The sequence below is a fragment of the Shewanella sp. SM95 genome (genome assembly GCF_025653595.1).
In the GTDB taxonomy this organism is placed as follows: Bacteria; Pseudomonadota; Gammaproteobacteria; order Enterobacterales; family Shewanellaceae; genus Shewanella; species Shewanella oncorhynchi.
Genome location: NZ_JAKKSE010000016.1, coordinates 1 through 24,107 on the forward strand (window position 1 = coordinate 1; position 24,107 = coordinate 24,107).

Consider the following 24,107-nt stretch of genomic DNA (forward strand, 5'->3'; position numbering starts at 1 on the left):
GAGTCGTCGCGGGAATTGTTGGGATAACGCACCAATGGAGCGTTTCTTTAGAAGTTTGAAATCTGAGTGGATACCCGTAAGTGGTTATGGGAATTTTACAGAAGCAGATAAAGAGATCACAAATTACATCACTGGATATTACAGTGAGACCAGACCCCATCAATATAATGGTGGGTTAACGCCAAATGAGTCAGAACGTTTATATTGGAATGACTCTAAAATCGTGGCCAATTTTACTTGACCACTACAAAGCGCAATGACGTGTACACACAAGACTTAAGCCTAGCAGCGGTGAGCTCTGTTTTAGCTTTATAATCGTTAATATCAAAATCCCGAATAACTTGCTCTTCAGGTGCTTGCCCCGGCTGACCCGTACGCAAAATAATGCGGGTACTGTGGTTATTTAATTCAGTGCGAATTTTTTGGACGAGCTCTAAACCTGCATGATCGGTTTCCATGACGACATCAATAAAGGCCAAAGCGATATCTGTTTCGGTTTGAAGTAACGCTAAGCCTTCCGCGGCGCTATAACAGGAATAGAACTGCAAGACTCGATTATCTAAGGTCAGATTTTTTAACGCAAATCGAGTGACATCATGGATCCCAGGTTCATCATCAATAATGGCCACCTTCCAAATGCCTTGTTTAGGCTTATGGGATGTATCTTCGATAACATCAGCACTTTTCTTAAATAACGCCACAAAACCACCGTTTACGATGAATAGTTACGTTTTAGTATAGATTCAATCTTAAAAGTGACTAGTTTCAAAGGATAAATTATCATCCCATTAATTACCGCTTAGGACTAACAACTAACATACTGGCCACTTAAAACCCACACAAAAACAACTTAAGTTATTGTTATAAAAATAGAAATAGCAAAAATTAGCCTAACCCAGTCTTGGCGGGTATGATGAGTGCACTTAATGCATAATTCCCAAAATTTCTATTGGAGCTACTATGAAAAAATCACTATGTTACATCGCACTGCTGGCTTTATTCACCACGGCTTGCTCAGAAGCCCCAAAAGAAGAAACGGCAGTCAATACAGCCCAAGCCCAAGCTCAAACAGAAGCGGCAAAATCCGCCCCAGTAGGTGATACCAGTCAAAACTCGCTCGATTGGGCTGGTAGTTATGAAGGCGTATTGCCTTGCGCCAGTTGTGAAGGAATGCAAACCCTAATCACTTTGCAAGCTGATAATAGCTTTGTTCAAGAAACAGTTTATTTAGGTAAAGATGAAAAGATTTTAAAACTGATGGGCAAAATGACATGGGACGAACTGGGCCAGAAAATCACCCTAGAAGATGGTACACAATATTTGGTCGGTGAAAATCAGTTGATCATGTTAGACACTGAAGGCAAACGGATCACCGGCGAACTTGCTGCAAATTATGTGTTGAAAAAGAAAGGTCTATAAAAGCAGAGCTGACAGCTAGCACTAAACTGCGGTACTAGATTATGAATAACGGAGGCTTTGCACTTACCGTAAGAGCAAAGCCTCCGTACCGTTATCCATAAGTCACGCTGAAATGTTCTGCAATCGCAAAGCTATGCTTTAGAAGTTGTGAAGCTAAGAAAGGCGAAACAAACCTTCTTAAACAATAAAGAGGTGATTTTGAATAACAGCATACAACTGATCCGCTATCAAGATTGCCCATCAACACCATGGAAAAATGGTGGTGGAAGCACAAAACAGCTACTCATTTCCCCCATCAATGCCGAACTTACTGAATTTGATTATCGGATCAGCATTGCAAGTATTAGCAGCAACGGACCTTTTTCATCATTTATTGGCATAGACAGGCAACTGGTCATTCTGAAAGGTGATGGTGTTGAACTCAGCATCAATAGTCATGAAAGGACAAAACAGATAAATGGCCTTGGAGCTGGAGAAAAGATATCAGGAAATACAGATACAACTGAGTATAAACGACTCACACCCACAGATAGCCCATTCTGCTTTACTGGTGAAACCTCAATAACAAGTCAATTATTAGGCAGTGATGTTATTGATTTCAATGTCATGACCAAACGCGGCGCATTTAAAGCGCATACGCAAAAACTTAGCTTTGATGACACATTTATCGAAGAACAGATTGCAACCTCAAACAACTATCCAAATGAACTGCAAAAAACTGAAGCTTACGTCCCTATCATCCAAATACTTTGCTGCTTAGATATCATGACATGGGAGCACAATGGAAAGCTTATCAAGATCATGCCCTATGATATTCTCGTTTTCCAACAAGGCGATGGTATAAGGTTAAAATCAACAAGACCAAGTCGACTACTTAAAGTGTCTATTACTGCCAGTTCTCTATAACAGTATTTGCAGGTTAAGTTCCAATATTACTCAATTGACGCGTTAAAATACCGAGCTACTATCCACTCGACAGTTTTTCTGAGCCCAGAATCGAAGGACTCTAATGGTTGCCAACCAAGTTCTCGCTGGATCTTGCTCGCATCAATGGCATAACGCACATCATGCCCAGGTCTGTCTGTAACGTCATTTGCCCAATCAGCATCAGGACCAAGGCAGAACCGATAAAGCAGACTCCACCGATAATGAGTATTCGCTTATCGCTAACCCAAAAGTAGAAGGTTAGAAAAACAAAAAGCCGAATCTAAAAAATTCGGCCATCATAAAAGCGTGTACATCTATATTAGCTCTAGCAAAGTTAACTCACTTTGTAGTAAGTACGATACCAATCTACGACACTCTGAACGCCTTCTCGAACACTAACTTTAGCTTTATAGCCAGTTGCAGTGAACAGGTCCGCCGTATCAGCATAGGTTTTATAAACATCACCGGCCTGCATTTCCCTGTAATTTTTAATGGCTTCTCTACCTAACGCCCTTTCAATCTCTTGGATAAAATCCATCAAATTAATCGGGCTTCCATGGCCGATATTATACACTTTATAAGGGGCAGAGCTGCCAGCGGGCGTACCAGTTTCAACCTTCCAATGTTCATTACGCCTAGGTATCACATCTGCGATACGCACAACCCCTTCAACAATATCGTCAACATGGGTAAAATCACGCCACATATCACCGTTATTATTAATATCAATTGGTTGACCTTCTAGTATTTTCTTAGTGAAAATAAAGGGCGCCATATCAGGTCGCCCCCAAGGGCCATACACAGTAAAAAATCGCAAGCCAGTGGTAGGCATATTGTATAAGTGCGAATAACTATGTGCCATCAGCTCATTAGACTTTTTGGTCGCCGCATATAAGGATACAGGATGATCAACAGAATCAGAGGTTGAAAATGGCGTTTTTTCATTTAGGCCGTAAACAGAGCTGGATGAAGCATAAATCAAATGCTGTACTTTTGTATGCCGGCACCCTTCTAAAATATTAAGATGCCCCACTAAGTTACTATCTGCATAGGCCATTGGATTATCAATTGAATAACGAACACCAGCCTGCGCCGCTAAATGTATAACCCGATCAAAACGTTCATTAATAAATAAACGCGAAACAAGGTCACGGTCCGCTATATCCAACTTAATAAATGTAAATGAAGTATCACTGACGATAAATGCTAACCGAGCTAATTTCAAAGACACATCATAATAGTCATTTAAATTATCAACACCAGTAACAGCATGACCACAAGCCAACAACCTTTCACAAACCTTCGCTCCAATAAAACCTGCTGCACCTGTCACTAAATATTTCATTTTTACATCCTAAATTCAGCACTTACCCAATAAAATCAATCGCTACCGAATAAATCACGGGTATAAACCTTGTCAATAACATCGGAGAGTTCTGCTGCCATGCGATTAGATATAATAACATCGGCTTCAATTTTAAATTCAGCAAGATCTCTCACTACACGAGAATGAAAAAACTCATTCTCGTGTAGTACAGGCTCATAGACTATTACCTCTAATCCCTTCGCTTTAAGGCGTTTCATAATCCCTTGAATGCTTGAGGCTCGGAAGTTATCGGAGCCTGATTTCATGATCAGACGATAGATACCTACCGTTCGAGGATTACGGCTTAGAATTGAATCAGCAATAAAGTCTTTACGTGTCGTATTAGAATCAACAATCGCCCCGATAATACTATTAGGTACATCTGCATAATTTGCTCTAAGCTGTTTAGTATCTTTTGGTAGACAATAGCCGCCATAACCAAACGAAGGATTATTGTAGTGATTGCCTATTCGAGGATCTAAACACACTCCCTCAATAATTTGTCGGGTATCTAATCCACGAGTCTCGGCATAAGTATCAAGCTCATTAAAGAAAGCCACTCGCATAGCAAGGTAAGTATTTGAAAACAACTTAACTGCTTCAGCCTCAGTTGAGTCGGTAAATAATACTTGAATGTCTTTCTTTACAGCACCTTGCACTAGTAAATCAGCAAAAACGCTTGCTCGCTCACTGAGTTCACCCACGATAATTCGTGATGGATACAAGTTATCATAAAGCGCCCGACCCTCACGCAAAAACTCGGGCGAAAAAATAATATTATCACAATGGAATTTTTGCTTAACCTTAGCAGTAAATCCCACCGGTACAGTTGATTTAATCACCATTACCGCACTAGGATTAATAGCTAAAACATCTTGGATAACGGATTCTACGGTAGAGGTATTAAAATAATTAGTTTTGGGATCATAATCCGTAGGCGTAGCAATAATGACAAACTCAGCATCTTGATAGGCTAACTTTTTGTCCAAGGTAGCAGAAAAACTCAGCGATTTATCAACTAAAAATTCGGAAATTTCTGCATCAACAATTGGCGATCTTTTATTATTGAGTAAGTCAATTTTCTCTTGAACAATATCAACTGCAATTACATTATTATGCTGTGCAAGAAGCATGGCATTTGATAAACCAACATACCCAGTTCCAGCAATTGCGATTTTCATTTAAGCCTTTCCTTTATTTACTCACAGTAACTATGAGCTCGATTGACAAGAGTATTAAACATGACGTACTAACGACCTAACAAGTAAAATTTACCGCTCAGCACCTTTTACTACCTGTACTGTAGTCGTTGGGCTATCAAGCTTGATCTGAAGGCAAATCTAAACATAACTTAATCAATTGCATACACCTTGCCACATAACCAAAAACTCCTACAAAATATCTATCAAGCAGCCTAAAACAAAAATGCCAATTCAAATGAATTGGCATTTAAAAAAGAATGAACGCTTAAAACAGTTAAGCATCACAAACTTCAGGTTTAGGCTGCTCGTACCGCATCTGCGATATATTCAGCTTGAGTCTGCGTCATAAGATTATCAGTAGATTCGACCATTACCCGAATAAGCGGCTCTGTACCCGATTTACGCAGCAACACACGCCCTTGGTCACCTAAGATCCCTTCGGCTTTAATCACAGCTTGCTGTACGCTGCTTGTCGCTAAAATGCTGTCAGCATCAGCCGTGGCCAAACGCACATTAATTAACACTTGAGGAAATTTAGTCATGCCAGCTTTAATCTCAGACAAACTCTTCTGGGACTCTAATATAGCTTTAAGCACCTGTAAGGATGCAACAATGCCGTCACCCGTTGAAGCATATTGCAAGCTCAATATATGTCCAGAACCTTCACCGCCTACTTGCCAGCCAGTCGCTTTAAGCTGTTCAACTACATAGCGATCGCCCACATTAGCGCGTATAAAAGGTATCTCCATCTTTCTTAAGGCTAACTCTAAGCCAAGATTTGACATTAAGGTACCAACCACGCCACCCGTCATTTCACCTTTGCTGTGGGCTGCCTGGGCAAGAATAAATAAAATCTCATCACCATCAACCACATGGCCATTGTGATCGACAAACATAACCCGGTCAGCATCACCATCGAGCGCAATACCTAAATCAGCTTCATGTACCATAACCGCTGTTTGCAAACTGTCTAAATGTGTCGCCCCACAGTGATCATTAATATTCACACCATTAGGTTTATCATTGATGCTAATCACTTCAGCACCAAGTTCACGGTAAACATTCGGCGCGATATGGTATGCAGCACCATGGGCGCTATCGACCACGATTTTCAATCCAGCTAAAGACAAATGATTTGGAAAAGTGCCTTTGCAGAACTCAATATAACGACCGGCAGCATCATCAATACGGCGCACTTTGCCCAGCTTCTCAGAGGCAACACACTGCATCGCATTCTGGTTCAGCGCCTTTTCTAACAAGGTTTCGATTTCAAGTTCTTGGGCATCATTTAACTTAGTGCCGGAATTAGAAAAAAACTTAATGCCATTATCATAAAATGGATTGTGCGATGCGCTGATCACGACCCCTGCGTCAGCGCGAAATGTTGAGGCCAAATACGCCACCGCGGGTGTAGGCATAGGGCCAATAAGCGCAACATTCACGCCTGCAGCAGAAAACCCTGCTTCCATTGCCGACTCAAGCATATAACCACTACTACGGGTATCTTTACCAATTAGCACTTCTTTCGTTCCGCTAGACGCAAGCACAGTGCCCACAGCCCAACCTAACTTCATCGCAAAATCGGGGGTAATTGGAAACTCACCCACCTTGCCACGCACACCGTCAGTTCCAAAATACTTCCTAGACATGAAAAATCCTTTAACGAATGATAAAAAGCAAAATGCCAATTCAAATGAATTGGCATTTTAAAAAGAGAAAGATGGATCGGCTAATCTTTACGAACCCAAGTCAAAATTTGCCACACATTTGATAAGGCCCAGTTATAGCAAACAAAAATAGCCAAAAATGTAACAAACATTACCCATTCAGGAAGATGCAAAATCTCAGCTACGACACCGATAGTTGCAAGTAAAAGTGAAGCAAGCGTAATTCGAATTAATGTTTGCTTACGATTATAGCCAGCTCGTTCGAAAATATGGTGCAAATGATCTCTATCGGGCTTAAAAGGGGACATACCTTTTTTTACTCGCCGATACATAATGGCGGTCATATCCATCAAAGGAATAGCGATTAAATATAATGCGGTCACTGGGCTAAATACACTAGTCTGAGGTTGAGTACCAATCACCAACATCCAAACTACAGTCAAGCCGATTAACATACTGCCGGCATCACCCATGAAGATTTTGTCGAAAGAAGGAAACGGCCACCTTAAATTGAAAAGTAAGTAGCCACTGATAGCCCCAATAAACAGCAAAGGTAGCATAAACCAACTATTTCCAGCCCAGTAAAACAAAAAAGCTAAAGATGAAAAAGTCACTAAACTCAGCATACCCGCTAAACCATCAATACCATCAACCATGTTAAAAGCATTAATAGCACCAATTACGGCTAAAATAGTAATAACAACACCGACATAGCCTAATTTAAGCTCAAAAAAATGCAGGATATGACCAAATGATGTTAAATATAATCCCGCACCAAAAATCAATATGGATGCAGTAATGACCTGTGCAGCCATTCTCACCCGTACCGAAAGATCATATTTATCGTCAAGAACGCCCAGAAAGAGGATTAGCGCAGCAGAAATCAAATATAGGTTAAAAACTTGGCTCTGCTCTATCACCATGCTAGAAACAAGTAGCACACTACAATAGATAGAAATGCCGCCAATCAAGGGGATAGCACCAACATGTAACTTACGCTCATTCGGCAAATCAACTAAGCCAACCCGTTGAGCAATAGGGTTAAACACTTTTATGGCGACACAAGTTAAACAAAACACAGTAAAAAGCGGTATGAGGTATTCCATAAATCTCTTCCTTAAGCCAAATACATCATCATAAAAATGACTCTAATAACATTTTATTTAAAAAAAATGACACAGGATTATAGCAGTAACAGATGAAACAGATAAGCCATGAAGGAACAGAAAATGTACTGTTCGATTTAAGCCATTAAATAGACTTAGTAAATTTAAAGTCTCTACGCAAAAATGCAGTAATCCGCCATATATTATTCATAACGATAAAATACAAAGTAAAAGTGGCTAAAAAAGCAAAAAACATAATATTTTCATTCACTTTAGCTAGCTCAGACCAAATACCGATTACTGCCATAATGCTTGCAGCAGCACAAATAACGAATAATGACATATGGGGTGACAACCCCACACGTTGACAAATATGGTGCAAATGCTCTCGGTCCGGCTTAAACGGCGATTGGCCTTTGCGAATACGGCGGATCATGATGCACACCATATCCATCAGAGGTAAAGCAATTAACCAGAGTGCAGTAACAGGGCGGATAGCAGTAGCTCGCTCACCTTGACTTGCGACAATCAATAACCAAATGACGGTAAATCCAATGAAAATACTGCCCGCATCACCCATGAACACTTTAAAACGTTTACCAAACGGAAACCCTAAATTCAGCATGATGTAAGGCAGCATAGCGGTCACTAGCAGTGTGCAGAAGGCGGCAAAACTGTGCATACCATGTAAATAAAACAAAATACCTAAGCCACCAAAAGTGACGGATGCTAAACCACCAAGTAGGCCATCAATACCATCCACCATATTAAAGGCATTAATTGCCCCGATAACCGCAACAACAGTTAAAAAGTAACTGGCAACTTCAGGAACACGTATAGCGTCACTTCCCATTAAATAGCCAAGGTTGTGCAAACTCCGTTCACCAAGCACAATCATCAGTATCGAAATCCCCACCTGCACGATAAGACGAAACTTAAAACTGATGTCATAGCGATCGTCAATCACACCTATGACGACAAGAATAAGGGCACACCCAACGAACAATCCAGGAGCCAACAATAGTTCAGGCGCTAAGAGCAGTGTGAGCATCATGGTAAAAAAAACGCTGACCCCTCCGACTAAAGGGACCTGACCAGTATGATGCTTTCGCTCATTAGGCTTATCAACTAGCCCTATTTTTTTAGCGATCTTGCGAAACACAAACAAACTGATGAAAGAAACAAAAAAAACAAATAAAACAGCGATGTTTGCTGACATAAAACAACTCAATAATTATGTAATATATGAGAACAATTAGCGAAGTACTAAATAACCCCATCAATAAAGCATACCAGCCCCTACTAAGGCAAAAAATTAATGCCATTCGCACTATCATCAGAGACAATCAATAGCTCAAAGTAAGCAGGAGTCTAATAACTAAATACAATCCATAGAGATTAAATCATAATAAAAGTATATAAATAAAAATTGAGACAGTTTCAAAAACTATCTCACAACACCACTTCACATTTGATTTATAAGACAATAATCGCCGTAACCCTATACGCAATACGATCAAAAATACCTAATCTGAACCAAACAAATCGCGAGTATAGACTTTATTAGCGACATCAGCCAGTTCCTTAGCCATCCGATTCGACACTATAACATCTGACTTAGCTTTAAACTCGTCAAGGTCTATCACTACGCGGGAGTGGTAAAATTCAGTCTCTTTTAACACAGGTTCATAAACAATAACCTCAATACCCTTAGCCTTTAAGCGCTTCATAATCCCTTGAATACTCGAAGCACGAAAGTTATCAGAACCTGACTTCATGATAAGACGGTAAATACCTACTACTTTAGGATCGCGACTTAAAATGGACTCAGCAATAAAGTCCTTACGGGTAGTATTAGATTCTACAATCGCACCAATAATGCTGTTAGGTACATCGGCATAATTAGCACGTAATTGCTTTGTATCTTTAGGTAAACAATAGCCACCATAACCAAAAGAGGGGTTATTGTAATGGCCGCCTATACGAGGGTCTAAGCATACTCCCTCAATAATCTGCCGTGAATCTAGCCCATGAGTCTCAGCATAGGTATCAAGTTCATTAAAATAAGCTACACGCATGGCAAGATAAGTATTGGAGAATAATTTAACCGCTTCCGCTTCAGTCGATTCAGTAAATAATACCTGAATATCTTTTTTTATAGCGCCTTGCACTAATAAATCAGCAAAGACTTTAGCGCGCTCACTACGTTCACCGACAATAATCCGCGAAGGATGCAAATTATCATAAAGTGCTTTACCCTCACGTAAAAACTCCGGCGAGAAGAGTATATGATCACAATTATATTTTTGTTTAACCTTAGCAGTGAAACCCACTGGCACAGTAGATTTAATTACCATCACGGCTTTAGGATTAATAGCCAACACATCTTGGATAACTGATTCGACAGATGAAGTATTAAAGTAATTGGTTTTTGGATCGTAATCCGTAGGAGTCGCAATTATGACAAAATCGGCGTTTTGATAAGCTAACTTTTTATCTAAGGTAGCGATTAAATCGAGTTTATGATGAGCTAAAAAATATTCAATTTCAGCATCCAGAATTGGCGACTGTTTACTATTAATCAATTCAACTTTTTCAGGAATCACATCAACAGCAACAACTTGGTGGTTCTGGGCTAATAAAATGGCATTAGAAAGACCAACATAGCCAGTGCCAGCAATAGCGATTTTCATTACTTATGTCCTAATGTGTGTAAGCAATGTCTAATCTGCTCACGAAAAATATCACTCAATATGTCGTCATTCCTGCGCAGGCTGAAATCCATAACAAATAGCTAAGAGTTACAAACATGCAGAGAAAATACAAACCATCAGGCGAATTACTACCATCAAGAATGGCGGCAAAACAAGGCATTTTACGTACGCAAAGCGCGTTATAAATTTCGTCTTACAATTTAAATGGTTTAAATAATTCAAATGACATTTTTAACAAACTTAAATCCGGTAATAACTGCGATACCATGCCACAAACTCAGCCACGCCTTCTTTTACGCCAACTTTAGGTTGATATCCTGTAACAGCAAATAAGTCTTGGGTATCCGCATAGGTTTGATAAACATCACCAGGCTGCATCTCGCGGAAGTTCTTTTTCGCTACAATGCCTAATTCATCTTCAATGGCTTTAACAAAGTCCATTAAATTAATTGGCGAACCGTGACCGATGTTATACACCGCATAAGGCGCTGAGCTGCTAGCGGGAGTACCAGTTTCAACCGTCCAGTCATTATTGCGTTTAGGAATTACATCACTGATACGCACCACACCTTCGACAATATCGTCTACATGGGTAAAATCGCGCCACATATCACCATTGTTATTAATATCTATGGTTTCACCTTCTAAAATCTTCTTTGTGAAGATAAATGGCGCCATATCGGGGCGGCCCCAAGCGCCATAAACAGTAAAAAAGCGTAATCCGGTTGTAGGAATATCGTAAAGATGAGAATAACTATGCGCCATCAACTCATTTGCCTTTTTGGTGGCAGCATATAAGGATACTGGGTGATCAACGCTGTCACTAGTGGCAAATGGAGTTTTAGCGTTTAAGCCATATACAGAACTGGAAGAAGCATAAACTAGATGCTTCACTTTGGTTTGGCGACAACCTTCAAGAATAGCTAAATGACCCACCAGATTGCTGTCCGCATAAGCAAAAGGATTTTCAAGCGAATAACGCACGCCAGCTTGGGCCGCCAGATGGATCACCCTATCGAAACGTTCTTGTACAAACAACTCTGCCATCCCTTCACGATCAGCCAGATCGAGTTCGCGAAACACAAAATGGGGCTCATCCGCCAATCTGGCTAGCCGCGCCACTTTTAACGAGACTTCGTAATAATCATTCAGATTATCGATACCGATAACGGTATGACCTTGCTGACAGAGACGCAGACTGACTGCACTGCCAATAAATCCTGCTGCACCCGTGATAAAGTAATGCAAAACCTAACTCCTTGACTGTAATCAATTAAAAATAATACTTTTATATAAAAACTCATTCTTTGCTAAGAAAGTTACCTTAGCAAGGTATGGCGCAATAAGATAAATCACATACAATCCAAATTTAACGAAACCTTTTCTATAAAATATAATCCCTACGTAATATAATGGGAAAACAATAAAAAACCAAAAATAGCTAGATATCCTTGATAATATAGCTATATCTAATGACATTAAAAAAGACCAGTATGTACAAGAGAAGATAAATATTAAAAAAGAAAAATATCCATCTTTATAAAAAAATCCACTGGCTTTAATGCTTTTATTATACAAATAGAAAAAAAATAATAATGCGGGTAGATAGTAAACTTTTGTGATTATAGTTATATAACTCCCTGCATCGAAGTAATCACTTTCAATGTATGATGAGAACCTTAACCCTAAGCTCTCTAGAAGTACTGGCGTATACTTTGCAATTAAAAAGTAAAACGGAATAGACAATATAAAAATTGTAAAACCACATCTATAAAGTCTTTTGTATAAAAAAGGAATGAAAATCAAAGCAATAAATATTACCGAAGATGAGTGAAAACTCATTGCGAGAGCCATCAGTACTCCAAAGTAAAAAAAACGCCTCTCATATAGAAAAATTGTTAGTAACGGCAACAATGTTAATGCTGCATATTGCCTAATACCATTCATTTGATTGTGATATATGTTTGTGACAACAAAAAAAATCAAAAACAATAGCCAAAGAACAAAACCTTTCTTCTTCAATTCATTAAAGTAAACAAATATAAAAATTGATTGCAAAAATGAAAAAGCAAAGAAAATAGATTGACCTGAAAAACCAAAATTTTTAAAAAAAATATTCAAATAATAAAAAAAATACTCACCCGACTCAAAGTAACGACCCAAGACCCATTGATTTTCGAAGATATAAATATATGAGAAATAATCAGAGCCTACATTATACTGAAGTGAGGATATTAAAAAATATAAAATAAAAGGAGGAAGTAAAATTATAAAACTTGCCTTGTAATTTTGGACGCTATACATATAGAGCGTACAAAAAACACATAGTGATATATATACCATTTTTTATCCAAAATGAATCACGGACTTCTTTCTAATGCCACTTATCTGGAGAAGTCAAAACCCCTACTTTCTTAGCTAAAAGAGGATACTTAGCCCTTAAAACACCACGGAAGGCGTATTGAAAAAAATAATACAATGCAATGACCAAGTACAATTTCTCTTGTTCTCTTAGAAGCATCCAGTTTTCTTTAGCCATGTTGAGCTTCTTAGATGATGACTGATATGGATAAATTCGATAGCTAGCAAGTACTTTGTTAATACCATACGCAATGATATTTTCTTCGCGCATTATCTTTAACCATAATGCATAATCCTCGCGCTTGGTACCAAGTGGCATATACATTTTACCTATTTGAGTGGTATCGTAAATAACGGTCAAGCAACCTATGATACAAGCTTTCAATAAATCTCGATATGATAGAGAAGAAGGAACGCCAAACTCTAAAATATCATTTCCATATTCATCTACTTTCTTGTACGCAGTATAAGAAAAAGCTATTTTATTTTTTAGCATGAAGTCAATCTGAATAGCCAGCTTTTCAGGGAACCAGATATCATCGCTATCAAGAAATGCAATGAATCTCCCCTCTGCAAGTTCAATAGCTTTATTGCGAGCAATAGCTGCTCCGGAATTCTTATCTAACTTGAATAATTTAATACGACAATCTCTATCACAATATGATTGCGCGATAACAAAGCTATCATCACTTGAGCAGTCATCAATCAATACTAGTTCCCAGTTGGTGTAGATTTGTTTTAAAACTGACTCAATTGATGCCGTAAGAAAACGTGCGCTATTATATAATGGCATGATAATGCTGACTTTTTCCATACTATTTTTTTATCTCCATTGCACCTTTTACCATATTATTACAAAACTTTATAAATGAAACTGAATGTCGATAAACTCTATATTTTTTAATAGCGAAAATTATTATCATTGGATAACATATGTAGGAGGGAAAAACCCGTTTTAACATTGCCCCTTTTGCCATTATTTTATGTTGTGAGCTATAGAAATCATCACCACTTGATAGTGGCGGATGCTTGCATAGCTTTATCGGATAAAAAGCAACCTTTCCACCAGTAGAAAGGAAATCATTAATAAATATAAATTCCTCCCCAGATGGATACCTGCTCCCCAAGCCAAACCTGCAATCAAATAAAATATTATTTGAAAAAACAAAATCAAGATCAATTATAATCTCGACGCTACATACTCTGGCGGCACTCAATCTAGAATGAAAATATGTGTGAGCACTATATTTTTTTAAAAAACCATCATCCGTAGCAACGATACCTGTCAAGCATGATAACTTTTTCTCACGCAGTACTGTAACGGCATCTAATAAACCATCAACAGATAATGAAATATCATCATCACATACATATAGATAATTCCCCGCACCAGAAAAATTATCTAGGGTAAGTTTTATAGCATTATTTCTGTTATGTGACAAACCTAATTCTGGCGCTTCTCCCCATACAATATCATCACCAAATATTTGGCTCAGAGACGATTGATAGTATGTATCATCAAATTCTTTTCTACCTTGACATGAGATCACATACATTAAATTTTCATTTAGTGGGAATTGTTCTTTCTTTATTCTATTAATACGACTAAATAGTGTTGAAATAGCGACAACAAGCATAATTTACTCGAACATTATTTTTGAATATGAATTAAATACTGCTTCTTCACTGTACTCAGTCCTCATACGAGAAGAAACATCCTGTTCTTCATCAGAACTGACTATAGACTCTAGTTTTTTACCAAAATCATCAATGTTATCGTTTATATAAAAAGAGCCTATGTTCAATTTATTAAGAAATGCAACTGATGTTGTCTGCGAATCAGAAACCAATATCTTTTTATTTAATGCTGCAGCTTCTAGTAGAGCATTAGAAAATCCTTCATAAAGTGAAGGCAGAACAAATACATCACAGGCATTCACAGTTGCCAATGGATTCTCTTGAAAACCTAAAAAAACAACATTATCGGATATACCTAATGACTCTACTCGCTCTTTAATTTCTTCTTTAAGTGGTCCATTACCTACTAAAAACCACTTAACGTTTGGATTTATATTGATGTACTGTGCTAGGGCATTTACCATAAAAAGATGATTTTTTTGTGGGTAAAGACGAGCTACAGTGACAAGCTTCAATATAGTGTTATCATTTAAAGCGTCATGCTTAAGAGGTGACATGATCGCTTTTTTCATTTTATCAAAACCAATTGGATTAGGTATAACACTAATTTCCTTTGATAAATGAAAAGAACACACCAGATCAACCTTTATCTCTTCTGATAGCGCAATAATCTTGTCAGCAAATCGGTAAGATATGGCAATTAAATAATTCTTAATTCGCTGTACAAATTTTTGCTCTTCTTTTAATTGGAACGATATCGTATTAGCTTCTCGAATAACCATCTTAGCATTCGAAAATGCAATATATTTTGATACAATCATGATGAAACAACTTTCTTTCATCGTTGTAAAAATCACATCTGGTTTCATTCTTTTTATAAGAGATGGCATTTTAAATAAGGTATGCCATTGATTCTTTAACCCCAAGCATAGATATTCGATTCTTGAGTCTAGAATGTCTTCAAGTGGCCCGCCATCAATTGAAGTAATCAATTTAACTAAGTACCCTCTGCCTGCTAGGTAATTAGCTAAACGCACGGTAACAGACTCTGCTCCACCACAGTTCAAATTCGGTAAATAGATAAGCACCGTTTTCATATTTTTTCCATTTATAAATATCTTAGATTGTTCAAGCAGTTCACATTTGAAAGATAATGTCAATTACGACTCCTAATCGTCGTATATACAAGCATAAAGTCAAAGAAAAATAACATTCTTGCTATTGTAATTGCTATCGCACCACCTAATAGCCCATAAAAAAAAATAAGGCCACAAGACATGACTCCCGCGATAAAAGATACTCTGAGTGAGACGTTACGATAAACTCGGTCGTGACCATTTGGCAAGAGGTAGCCTTGACTTATAGCGTTCGACAGTCCAATAAAAACAATACCGACACAAAGAATTAATAGGTATTCATTAACACCAGAAAAACCCTGACCTAAAAAGATTTTTAATGCCCACTCCCCAACACTAAAAATAATAATCGCAGGAACAATGGAAACTAGAAGATTAAGATAAATCAATTTTTTAACTTGGCTATTTTTTAACATAGCAAGCACTGGATATGCAGCCTTTGCTATCACGTTCTGAAGTGTCACAATAACCGAAGCCAAACGTGTGGCAATTGCAAATTTGGCAAATTCTGCAGGAGGATACATCGAACCAAGCGCTATTGTTGGAACAGCATTATAGAAATTGGGAGCCAATAGCCCTATAAATACATCTCTGCCTTCATAAAATGATCTTCTGAGCCGAGAAAATGTTGGGAGAGCAACACCATATTTCACCGATGCTAGATAGCTAAGGTATATTCCACCAAGCAACATAGGTATGCAAAGTGAAGCGATCACGATGATCAAGTCTTCTGGTGAATGTATTGCGAATATAATAACCAAGAGATTAACTAGTTTAATCACAATAGATACTTTCATCGCTCGAGCCACCTCACCAATCCCCTGGAAAAACCAGAGAGGTGTCAGGGCGTATCCCAATAAATAGGTCGACGAAGCAAATAGCATATAAATTGCTGCATTATCGAACGATAAAAACAGTGAGTATGAGATAGCACCAAGACTGTAGAGAATACATAGAAAAAGTCGCAATCCCTGCGTGTGCTGATATATACAACTTACTTCATGAGGATTATCACGATGATTGGCTAATGCTCTTACTGCGGTGTACTGAGTGCCATAATCTATAATGGTATGGCCGAAATAGAGTATGGTCAGTATCAACATATATACACCATACTGACTTGGCCCTAGAGCCCGAGTCAGTATAGGCATAGTTATAATAGGTATAAGCAACCCTAAAATATCAACCGCTCCAAAACTTAGGAAGTTTTTGATGAGCTCTTTTTTATGTGACATTTTATTTTCTTGTATATGGGTAGTCTGAGCTTCGCTTCTGAAATTCAATGATTTTTTTATTAATAACAAAACCACTGTCAATCTCTACTGCTGCTGCAAGTACTGGGTTATGTTTCCAAGTTCCATCAATAAAATCAGGCAAATAACTCATAATAGAACGTGTAATTTCATACGATGCAGAATCCCAATAAAGAGTTGGAGTATGATCTACACTGTAATAATTGATATGTGCACCAACGTTAAAAGATGGCTTATCAAATGAGGTTGGTTTTGCAAAATAGAAACCCATGCCACGATCACAACTGATATCAATAATATCCATTTGTTTATCAATTGAAGACATATCATGCTCTTCAATAAACATGATCGGATTTACAGGATCTTGCAGGATGCAATTCACTACCACATCATAATCACACAACACTTCGACTGGAGTAACAAAGTGTTGATATTCGTCACTTTCGAGAAAGGTCTTCCCATCTCGTCGCTGTATCTGCTTATAGGTAATACTTTCAATGGGGGCATTGAGCAGATGATTTGGCCTTTGACTATAGACACTCACATCTACGATACCAAGAGATTTTAAACAGTTAATAGCACCTCGAGCAGTGGCTCCAAATCCGAGCACAGCAGCTCTTAATCGACGACCAAAGTAACCCGTTTTGCCAGTAAGCATCATCATATGCTGTACGGCAGCATATCCGGCGAGTTCATTATTTCTATAAAAAACATGAGTCCGATCAGAACCACCGAACATTGCTTCCCATGCAACCAATGTCATTTTTGCATCAATTGCCGCTTGTGCAATGTCATGTCCTTGTACGCAGTGCGGCCATCCCCAAAGAATTTTCCCTTCACTGAAGAATTTAAAATCTTCTTTTTCTGGTTTAGGCAATAGGAACACATCACCGATGGAAAATAGCTCTTTACGAGAAACAACTCCCCCAAAATGTTCACCTAGATATTCATCTTTAATCCCCAATGAAGAAGCATACCCCTCTTCAAATATTAATTGACTGCGTACCTTTTCAGGTATTTGCTCAAATAATGCAGGATGAATGGGGATTCTCTTTTCATTTTTTTTGCAGGAGGTCCCAAAAACACTTATTTTACGCATTATCTCTATCTCCATTTAGCATTCGAATAAAATCCTCCACACGGGGATTCCAACATGCATTCTGGCAATGGATGCCTTCTTCAAATTGGAACTCTCCATCTCTAAGGATGAAACGGCCAGGCTTCCCATCCACCTTCATTTGATATGGTCGATAAGCACCGATAATAGCCTGCATTTCATTAACATAAAATTCACCATTAACGGTCTCAAAAATATCTAACGTCATACAACGCATTCCCATTTTCTCGGTTGCGTTATGTAATAACCAAAGTAGTTCGTCAGAAGGCCTTTCCCATCCAACTAATTCCGAACCACTGGCAAACCCATTATCCCCTAATAATTTTTGATGACCAATATAACTGTCACCAATCCGTATCATTCTCCATTCCCACTTTATATTTAGAAATTCTTGGGTTAGCAGATAATGTTTTTGTGCTCTACCAAATCTAGGCAAAGGAATTCCATATTTTTTGCCTATAGGAAACCATCCAAATGAAAATTCAGGGCTAAATCTGCCAAAGACTTGGTTTACCAAACGCACATACTTGCGTTTATTTTTAATAATTTGAACGGCGCTACCACTGGCACCAATATTACTCTTAGATACGATAGGGAATTGCAACTTATCCAAATTAGCAAGAGCCTCCACCTTTCTCATATAAACTTTTGTATTTGCATGGGGAATACTATGCCCCGACAAAAATAAATGCATATTCCTCTTATTTTCATACGTATAAAGTTCTTTAAATGAGGGATATATTGGTTTACCCAACACCTCATTCAAGAAGTAAATCCTCTCATCAAAAATACATTTGTGTTCTTGGTAAGTGCAAGGCGGACGAATAAGATATCCATCAATATCATCCTGACACTCAGTCATCCAGTCTGGAGACATGATATTAATTTCGACATATTTTGCATTATGATCAAGACAAGCAGATTTTATTTCCTCTAGCCCCATACCAGGATAACATATAATTCCAAATTTATTTTTTTTCATTTCAAAACTCACTAGGCCAATTCCAAATAAAATCTATTCCATAATCAAACCGAAATCCAACAGACGTCCTAGGAACAAGCTGGCCACCTTCTGTTTACATACCTGCCAGGCTCTTTGAAAGAAATAACTTTTGCAGGTACACCAGCAACAGTACAATTATCAACAATATTTCTTGTTATTACGGAGCCTGCACCTATTGTAACACTATTTCCTATATCGACATTTTCTACAATACAAACATTTGGTCCAATGTAAACATTATCTCTAATAGTTGCAGCTTTGCCATGATTAGAACCTATTGTAGTAAATTGACTTAAGTTGCAATTATTACCAATTTTAACGGTTGGATTTAATACTAAAGCCATTCCATGACCTATATACAGTCCATAACCAATATCAACAGTTATAGGTATTTGAATACCATACTTCCTACTGAGTCTGAAATGCATTACTTTAGCTATAAAACTTATGCCTTTATTTTTAGATTTACAGAGTCTAAACCAAAAAGTATAGCAAAAAGATCTATTAAATAAATAATTTTTTAATAGGTGTTTTTTTGATACTTCTCCAGTATATCGATAAAGATCACTTTTTATAAACTCGATTATTGCTCCAAATTGCATCCCCCCCATAAATTAAGCCTCCTCATAACTATTTTACGCTTCGAAATATAGGAGCAGTACCAAAACATTTTGCTTCTAGAGTTGAATTTAATTGACAGTAACTTACAATTTGTTATTTCAATATTCAGTTCTCAATACCCCAAGCATTTCCTAATCGATATCATATTCTCCAGTTTGATTACTTCCCACTTCCCATAGAATCATAATGTCTTCTCTGAGGGGCAAGTAGTAATATACTGATGATAAACCAAACACATATTCCGGAATATAATAACTCATTGATGAATAAACAATACTTAATTTTTTGAGTTTAGCAATGCAGTGCCGTACAAAAAATTAACTTTGTAGCGTTCTTCAAGCTCGCTTAGCCGGAACCATATTTTTTTTATTTTTTGCAAAATCTCTTACCAATACAAACATTATACCGAGCATCACCCCCAGCATAGTGCCTAATACGCAAATTAATGCGCGTTTAGGTTTTGCCTTTTCTTCAGGTACTAATGCTGGATCTATGGTTTTAAATACGTATTCGTCTCGGACTTCAGCGAACATAATGGTTTTAGCTTGTTCTTCCACCAACTTGTAAAGAATCGCTTTAATATCAGCAACATTAGTTAGGGCAATTTGTCTATTTAAAAACTCACTGCTGCGATTAGCCTCGGCAACATCACGCTCTTTCATGACTTTATTAATATCTTCGATTAACCAAGTAACCCATTGTTTTGCAACGCTTGGGGATACATGCTCAACCGCTAGAGTAACCATACCAGTTTCTTTAGCCGTATTAATAGCTAATATTTTGCTAAAAACTTTATAGGCTTCCTGCATTGAAGGTTCTGATTTAAGTGGAGGGTCAACTTCGCGTACCCAATGATTTGATTTAACATCATAAAGATCCGCATCGTATACGATTATATCCAAATCTCGATCCCACTTTTTTGCTGCCATTATATCAGCAAGAATATTATGCTTTTGAATGAAATCACTGGTAAATTGACGGGATTTTAATACCTCAATGGCAAGCTGGGTTTTATCAGTGCCACCCTTAGCACCTAAATTAACACCAGCAAGACTGGCTAAGCCGCCAAATTGAGAGGCTAAGGCACTTAACCCACCACCTTGCTCTTCTGCTGCAGGGGCCAGTAATGCCTCAGACTTATAGATATTGGGTTGCATTATCGCAAACACCACAGAACCAATCGCGAATACAGCCGTAATGGCAATGATTAACCATTTGCCTTGCCATATAACCGAAAAAAGTTCACGAAGATCAATTTCGTCATCTTGCACTTGAGGAAATCTTGCGTCGGATTGGTATGTGTTTGGATTTTGAGTAATTTGTGTATTCATTGGCTCTTCAAATTCTAGATTCTAGTACGCTGCGCGGCTAGAGCGCTGCGCTTCTATAAAAGCAAAAGTTAACAGCAGAACGGGCAGAGCGTCGGTTCGCTCCTTCTAGAATCTAGAGCGAGCTGACGAGCGTTCTAGCAGCTGCGAAGCAGCGTTCTCGATTCTAGGTCCACGCAGTGGCGTCCTTCTTAGCTTTTACTCTTACTTTGCTTTTGTTTGATAATTGCACCTAAGATTTTGGCTAATTCTTTTGCCTCTTGGACCATAAGTAACGCGGGTTCCCTTGGCAAATATCCAACTTCAATACCTATATAGAGTTGAGTGACTAACTCACCTAGAGAGCCTTTGGCATAGTACAAAAAGCGAATTTGATCTTTTAGTGTTTCACGCTCTTCACCCTCAGCAATATTTGAAGGGACAGATAACCCTGAACGAGTTATTTGATCTTTAAAACCCCAATTACTTACTGATTCTGTCACTTGATATATTTGACAAGATAATCGCGAAGCGCGTTTCCAAACATCCAGTTGTTCGAATCGCATATGGGCTCCTTTCAGTCGCGATAGTCTAGAAAAATCAGAGCGTCGCTTCGCTCCTTCTAGATTCTAGAGCTTGCGAGCGTCCTAGAAGTTGCGAAGCAACGCCCTCGAACTTTGCTTCTACAGTCCTGAGATTACAGACACTGCAACAGCAGTATTATAGATAATGCCAGTGACTTGACTCCAAAGCGTTAAGTTGTCTTTATATTCAGTATCTAATGGCACAACTATGGTATCGCCAGGTTCTATAGCACTGCCACCATTAAACCAGAAGGATGTGGTTGGCATTTCGACCGAGCCATCAGCCCTTAGAATATATGAGCGAGATTCATCGGCACGTTTACGTGCGCCACCAGATAATGCTAAATATTGGTCGAATGTTAAACCTTGCTTATATCTATGTGTGCTTGGGTGCTGTACTTGGCCCATGACTGACACGGTTTGATTAGTCGCAGGAATGTACAACGCATCCTCATCTTCAAGCATAAGGTTAGCACTATCTATACCCAGTTGGATTGCATTGATATCAACAACTAATCGACCGACAGTTTTAACATTTTCAAGCTGATTTAACATCAGCTGCGCATCGTTATAGCCAATAGTTGGTGTATCTTTTGTCAACGCTTTAGCAGCAATTTCACGGCGTAATTCATCAGCAAGTTTTGATAACTCAAGCTGCTCTTTATCTTTTACTGACTTACGTAAAAATACAGCACTGCGAGGAGCTGCATCGCTCGTCAAACCACCTGCGCGAGATATCACATCTTTCAAGCTTTCGCTACGCTGAATACTGTAAGTACCGGGAAACTTAACTTCACCCTTGATAGTCACCCAGCGAGTCTCCTGCCAATCAGGAAGCGTGCGAACAGTTAGGATGTCACGGCTTTGAAGTATAACGTTTGCAGTTGGTACATTTTGCATGACCTGATCTAAGCTCAGCTGCATATGTTCAACCGATACACCGTTTTGCTCAGAAACATTTTGACGAGTCAATTCAGCCGAAAGTGTGTAGGCACCTTCTTCTAAACCACCAGCCGCAATGAGTAATTCTTTAACATCGCCATTAATAGTAATGGGGTATTGCCCAGGAAAACGCACATTTCCATTGATGCTGACTAACTTAGCGGCATCGCCGAAACGACTCTGCTCTCTCAGTTTTTTAACTATAGGTTTTAATAACTCTTCACGGTCTGCGTAATCAAAAACAATGATTGAATCACGCGGATTTAGTTTAGGATTATAATGTGATTTAGGTTCTGCTATCGCTCGTCCAAGCGCAATACGTTCCACTTGAATATCACCGCGTTGATTTATTTCACGGACAAGTAAGGAATAATCCAAATCAGCGGATATGGTTAGATCCCCCCAAACTGAAGGGAGTAAATCGGCAACAGTTAAACCTTTAGTCCATTGATACTTACCAGGTCGAACAACAGCGCCTGCCAGAGTAATCGCATTATCAATACGGCTAGAGGCAGATCTTACATTTAAGAGGTCGCCATTTTTGACTAACGTGTTTAGGCCTAAATTTTCAGTTAGATCAACGCTTACTACAGTTTTAACTGATTCATTACTATAACGTTCAACTGTACTTGCTTTTGGATAAGCGCCCGGATTTAAACCACTGGCCATGCGAATAACATCAGCCATGGTTTCATTATTTTTAAGTTCATATATAGCAGGACGACGAACTTCACCAATCACGCTAACTGAACCACCTGATGATGGAATAAAAACCACATCACCTGATTGCAAGCGAATATCACCTGATGCATCACCACGCAGAAGTAAATCATAGAGATCTAGGCGACCTACGGTTTTACCTGCTCGTTTAATTTGTATGTCACGCAAGCTACCAATTTGATTCACACCACCGGAAATAAATAATGCTTGAGTGATCGTCGATAAACTAGAAACAGTGTAGGAGCCTGGTTGAAAAGCATCACCAGCAACAAAGATACGAATTGACCGTAATTCGCCCATTGTGATATTTGACTCTATGCCAATCATACTTTGGCTAATTTTTTGCTGTAACAATTCGCGTACTTCTGAAAAACTCAAACCAACAAGCGATATTGGCCCTAAACCCGGAAATTGAATTGCTCCATCACGACCAACGGTTAGCGTGTACTGGTTATTCTCTTTACCAAACAACTGAACATTTAAGCTATCACCGGGACCAATCATGTACTCAGCAGGCACTGGCACATCGCTAACTGGTGCAAAAGTGCTTGGCGAACCCGCAAAGAGATCGTAACCAAAACGCTTTAATTGATTTTCTTTTTTGTCTTCAATAGCTTCAACCTTGTCCGCCGATTTAGTGGCCTGATTTAGCTGGTCATTATCAGACTGGTCAACTACATCATTATTGGCAGCACGTGGGGTCACCACAGTTGGATTTTCAACTACTGTTTGAGCAGCTGAACCACCAGTGATCATCGAAGGGTCAACGCCATATTGACGTGCTAGCCTTTCTTGTTCTGACTTAGGTAAAGCTTTGAACTGCTCGATCATCTGTGGAGATGGCGTAATGGCATTAGCCTGCGCGCCCATCAAAATCGCGGCACTTATGCCTAGTATGATGAATTTTTTGACTTGTCGTAGCACCAGATATCTCCGTTTATAAAAATGAGTCAAAGCTTATTATTGGATTTTTAGAGGTAAAACCTGAGTTTCACATTCAAACACTCGGCAATCAAACGCCATT

21 protein-coding genes and 2 pseudogenes are annotated in these 24,107 nt (G+C 38.6%); 3 read left to right on the forward strand and 20 right to left on the reverse strand.

The features are described from left to right. Window positions 1–241, forward strand: a 241-nt coding sequence (locus L5M29_RS16175; protein WP_263168274.1) for an integrase core domain-containing protein, incomplete at its 5' end; no start/stop codon positions are given. Window positions 242–251: 10 nt separating this feature from the next. On the opposite strand, the pseudogene L5M29_RS16180 reads toward L5M29_RS16175, so the two are convergent. Next, a pseudogene (locus L5M29_RS16180) lies at window positions 252–701 on the reverse strand (response regulator); the annotation flags it as partial. Window positions 702–960: 259 nt separating this feature from the next. Between L5M29_RS16180 and L5M29_RS16185 the strand changes: the two are divergent. Both L5M29_RS16185 and L5M29_RS16190 read left to right on the forward strand, forming a co-directional pair. Continuing rightward, a complete protein-coding gene (locus L5M29_RS16185; protein ID WP_263168777.1) occupies window positions 961–1,419 on the forward strand; it encodes a copper resistance protein NlpE in 459 nt (152 codons plus the stop codon). Window positions 1,420–1,617: 198 nt separating this feature from the next. Next, entirely contained in the window at window positions 1,618–2,325 is a 708-nt protein-coding gene (locus tag L5M29_RS16190) for a HutD family protein (protein WP_263168779.1), read from the forward strand. A gap of 26 nt (window positions 2,326–2,351) precedes the next feature. Here L5M29_RS16190 and L5M29_RS16195 read toward each other — a convergent pair. From L5M29_RS16195 to L5M29_RS16285, 19 genes and pseudogenes are all read right to left on the reverse strand, one after another. Further along, window positions 2,352–2,507: pseudogene (locus tag L5M29_RS16195) on the reverse strand (GDP-mannose 4,6-dehydratase); the annotation flags it as partial. A gap of 173 nt (window positions 2,508–2,680) precedes the next feature. Beyond that, window positions 2,681–3,691, reverse strand: a complete 1,011-nt coding sequence (locus L5M29_RS16200) for an NAD-dependent epimerase (RefSeq protein WP_263168782.1) — start codon at window positions 3,689–3,691, stop codon at window positions 2,681–2,683. Window positions 3,692–3,726: 35 nt separating this feature from the next. After that, window positions 3,727–4,893, reverse strand: a complete 1,167-nt coding sequence (locus L5M29_RS16205; RefSeq protein ID WP_263168786.1) for a nucleotide sugar dehydrogenase — start codon at window positions 4,891–4,893, stop codon at window positions 3,727–3,729. 317 nt (window positions 4,894–5,210) lie between these two features. After that, window positions 5,211–6,563 carry a phosphoglucosamine mutase gene (gene glmM, locus L5M29_RS16210; protein ID WP_263168788.1) on the reverse strand — a complete coding sequence of 451 codons (1,353 nt, stop codon included), beginning with the start codon at window positions 6,561–6,563 and terminating at the stop codon, window positions 5,211–5,213. Window positions 6,564–6,643: 80 nt separating this feature from the next. Beyond that, window positions 6,644–7,687, reverse strand: a complete 1,044-nt coding sequence (gene wecA / locus L5M29_RS16215; RefSeq protein WP_263168792.1) for a UDP-N-acetylglucosamine--undecaprenyl-phosphate N-acetylglucosaminephosphotransferase — start codon at window positions 7,685–7,687, stop codon at window positions 6,644–6,646. 145 nt (window positions 7,688–7,832) lie between these two features. Further along, a complete protein-coding gene (wecA, locus tag L5M29_RS16220) occupies window positions 7,833–8,906 on the reverse strand; it encodes a UDP-N-acetylglucosamine--undecaprenyl-phosphate N-acetylglucosaminephosphotransferase (protein ID WP_263168794.1) in 1,074 nt (357 codons plus the stop codon). A gap of 307 nt (window positions 8,907–9,213) precedes the next feature. Further along, a complete protein-coding gene (locus tag L5M29_RS16225; protein WP_263168796.1) occupies window positions 9,214–10,380 on the reverse strand; it encodes a nucleotide sugar dehydrogenase in 1,167 nt (388 codons plus the stop codon). A 261-nt stretch (window positions 10,381–10,641) separates the two neighbouring features. Continuing rightward, a complete protein-coding gene (locus tag L5M29_RS16230) occupies window positions 10,642–11,649 on the reverse strand; it encodes an NAD-dependent epimerase (RefSeq protein ID WP_263168797.1) in 1,008 nt (335 codons plus the stop codon). A gap of 21 nt (window positions 11,650–11,670) precedes the next feature. Beyond that, the gene (locus tag L5M29_RS16235) at window positions 11,671–12,744 is read right to left on the reverse strand and encodes an EpsG family protein (protein WP_317633254.1); all 1,074 of its coding nucleotides are present in this window, start codon (window positions 12,742–12,744) and stop codon (window positions 11,671–11,673) included. Window positions 12,745–12,775: 31 nt separating this feature from the next. Further along, window positions 12,776–13,576, reverse strand: a complete 801-nt coding sequence (locus L5M29_RS16240) for a glycosyltransferase family 2 protein (RefSeq protein ID WP_263168801.1) — start codon at window positions 13,574–13,576, stop codon at window positions 12,776–12,778. A 1-nt stretch (window position 13,577) separates the two neighbouring features. Next, the gene (locus tag L5M29_RS16245; RefSeq protein ID WP_263168804.1) at window positions 13,578–14,399 is read right to left on the reverse strand and encodes a hypothetical protein; all 822 of its coding nucleotides are present in this window, start codon (window positions 14,397–14,399) and stop codon (window positions 13,578–13,580) included. A gap of 3 nt (window positions 14,400–14,402) precedes the next feature. Further along, window positions 14,403–15,560, reverse strand: a complete 1,158-nt coding sequence (locus L5M29_RS16250; RefSeq protein ID WP_263168807.1) for a glycosyltransferase — start codon at window positions 15,558–15,560, stop codon at window positions 14,403–14,405. Then, entirely contained in the window at window positions 15,557–16,771 is a 1,215-nt protein-coding gene (locus L5M29_RS16255; RefSeq protein ID WP_263168809.1) for an oligosaccharide flippase family protein, read from the reverse strand. Before L5M29_RS16255 ends, L5M29_RS16250 begins: the two co-directional genes overlap by 4 nt. A gap of 1 nt (window position 16,772) precedes the next feature. After that, window positions 16,773–17,888, reverse strand: a complete 1,116-nt coding sequence (locus L5M29_RS16260) for a N(5)-(carboxyethyl)ornithine synthase (protein ID WP_263168811.1) — start codon at window positions 17,886–17,888, stop codon at window positions 16,773–16,775. Next, window positions 17,881–18,888 (reverse strand): hypothetical protein, encoded by a 1,008-nt coding sequence (locus L5M29_RS16265; protein ID WP_263168812.1) that lies wholly within the window; start codon window positions 18,886–18,888, stop codon window positions 17,881–17,883. Before L5M29_RS16265 ends, L5M29_RS16260 begins: the two co-directional genes overlap by 8 nt. A gap of 68 nt (window positions 18,889–18,956) precedes the next feature. Next, the gene (locus tag L5M29_RS16270) at window positions 18,957–19,520 is read right to left on the reverse strand and encodes a serine O-acetyltransferase (protein WP_263168813.1); all 564 of its coding nucleotides are present in this window, start codon (window positions 19,518–19,520) and stop codon (window positions 18,957–18,959) included. Window positions 19,521–19,865: 345 nt separating this feature from the next. Next, complete coding sequence (locus L5M29_RS16275) at window positions 19,866–20,861, reverse strand: Wzz/FepE/Etk N-terminal domain-containing protein (RefSeq protein WP_263168816.1); 996 nt, start codon at window positions 20,859–20,861, stop codon at window positions 19,866–19,868. Window positions 20,862–21,049: 188 nt separating this feature from the next. Further along, window positions 21,050–21,403: a four helix bundle protein gene (locus L5M29_RS16280; RefSeq protein ID WP_263168819.1), complete on the reverse strand. Its 354-nt coding sequence runs from the start codon at window positions 21,401–21,403 to the stop codon at window positions 21,050–21,052. 117 nt (window positions 21,404–21,520) lie between these two features. Further along, on the reverse strand, window positions 21,521–24,007 hold the full coding sequence (locus L5M29_RS16285) for an SLBB domain-containing protein (RefSeq protein ID WP_263168933.1): 2,487 nt from the start codon (window positions 24,005–24,007) through the stop codon (window positions 21,521–21,523). Between the last annotated feature and the right edge of the window lie 100 nt (window positions 24,008–24,107).

What these genes read in the sequence shown, in the direction of transcription:
- L5M29_RS16185 (WP_263168777.1), top strand. Translation starts at nt 961, where the DNA reads ATGAAAAAATCACTATGTTACATCGCACTGCTGGCTTTATTCACCACG.
- L5M29_RS16200 (WP_263168782.1), bottom strand. Translation starts at nt 3,691, where the DNA reads ATGAAATATTTAGTGACAGGTGCAGCAGGTTTTATTGGAGCGAAGGTT.
- L5M29_RS16205 (WP_263168786.1), bottom strand. Translation starts at nt 4,893, where the DNA reads ATGAAAATCGCAATTGCTGGAACTGGGTATGTTGGTTTATCAAATGCC.
- glmM (WP_263168788.1), bottom strand. Translation starts at nt 6,563, where the DNA reads ATGTCTAGGAAGTATTTTGGAACTGACGGTGTGCGTGGCAAGGTGGGT.
- wecA (WP_263168792.1), bottom strand. Translation starts at nt 7,687, where the DNA reads ATGGAATACCTCATACCGCTTTTTACTGTGTTTTGTTTAACTTGTGTC.
- wecA (WP_263168794.1), bottom strand. Translation starts at nt 8,906, where the DNA reads ATGTCAGCAAACATCGCTGTTTTATTTGTTTTTTTTGTTTCTTTCATC.
- L5M29_RS16225 (WP_263168796.1), bottom strand. Translation starts at nt 10,380, where the DNA reads ATGAAAATCGCTATTGCTGGCACTGGCTATGTTGGTCTTTCTAATGCC.
- L5M29_RS16235 (WP_317633254.1), bottom strand. Translation starts at nt 12,744, where the DNA reads ATGGTATATATATCACTATGTGTTTTTTGTACGCTCTATATGTATAGC.
- L5M29_RS16240 (WP_263168801.1), bottom strand. Translation starts at nt 13,576, where the DNA reads ATGGAAAAAGTCAGCATTATCATGCCATTATATAATAGCGCACGTTTT.
- L5M29_RS16245 (WP_263168804.1), bottom strand. Translation starts at nt 14,399, where the DNA reads ATGCTTGTTGTCGCTATTTCAACACTATTTAGTCGTATTAATAGAATA.
- L5M29_RS16255 (WP_263168809.1), bottom strand. Translation starts at nt 16,771, where the DNA reads ATGTCACATAAAAAAGAGCTCATCAAAAACTTCCTAAGTTTTGGAGCG.
- L5M29_RS16260 (WP_263168811.1), bottom strand. Translation starts at nt 17,888, where the DNA reads ATGCGTAAAATAAGTGTTTTTGGGACCTCCTGCAAAAAAAATGAAAAG.
- L5M29_RS16265 (WP_263168812.1), bottom strand. Translation starts at nt 18,888, where the DNA reads ATGAAAAAAAATAAATTTGGAATTATATGTTATCCTGGTATGGGGCTA.
- L5M29_RS16270 (WP_263168813.1), bottom strand. Translation starts at nt 19,520, where the DNA reads ATGGGGGGGATGCAATTTGGAGCAATAATCGAGTTTATAAAAAGTGAT.
- L5M29_RS16275 (WP_263168816.1), bottom strand. Translation starts at nt 20,861, where the DNA reads ATGAATACACAAATTACTCAAAATCCAAACACATACCAATCCGACGCA.
- L5M29_RS16280 (WP_263168819.1), bottom strand. Translation starts at nt 21,403, where the DNA reads ATGCGATTCGAACAACTGGATGTTTGGAAACGCGCTTCGCGATTATCT.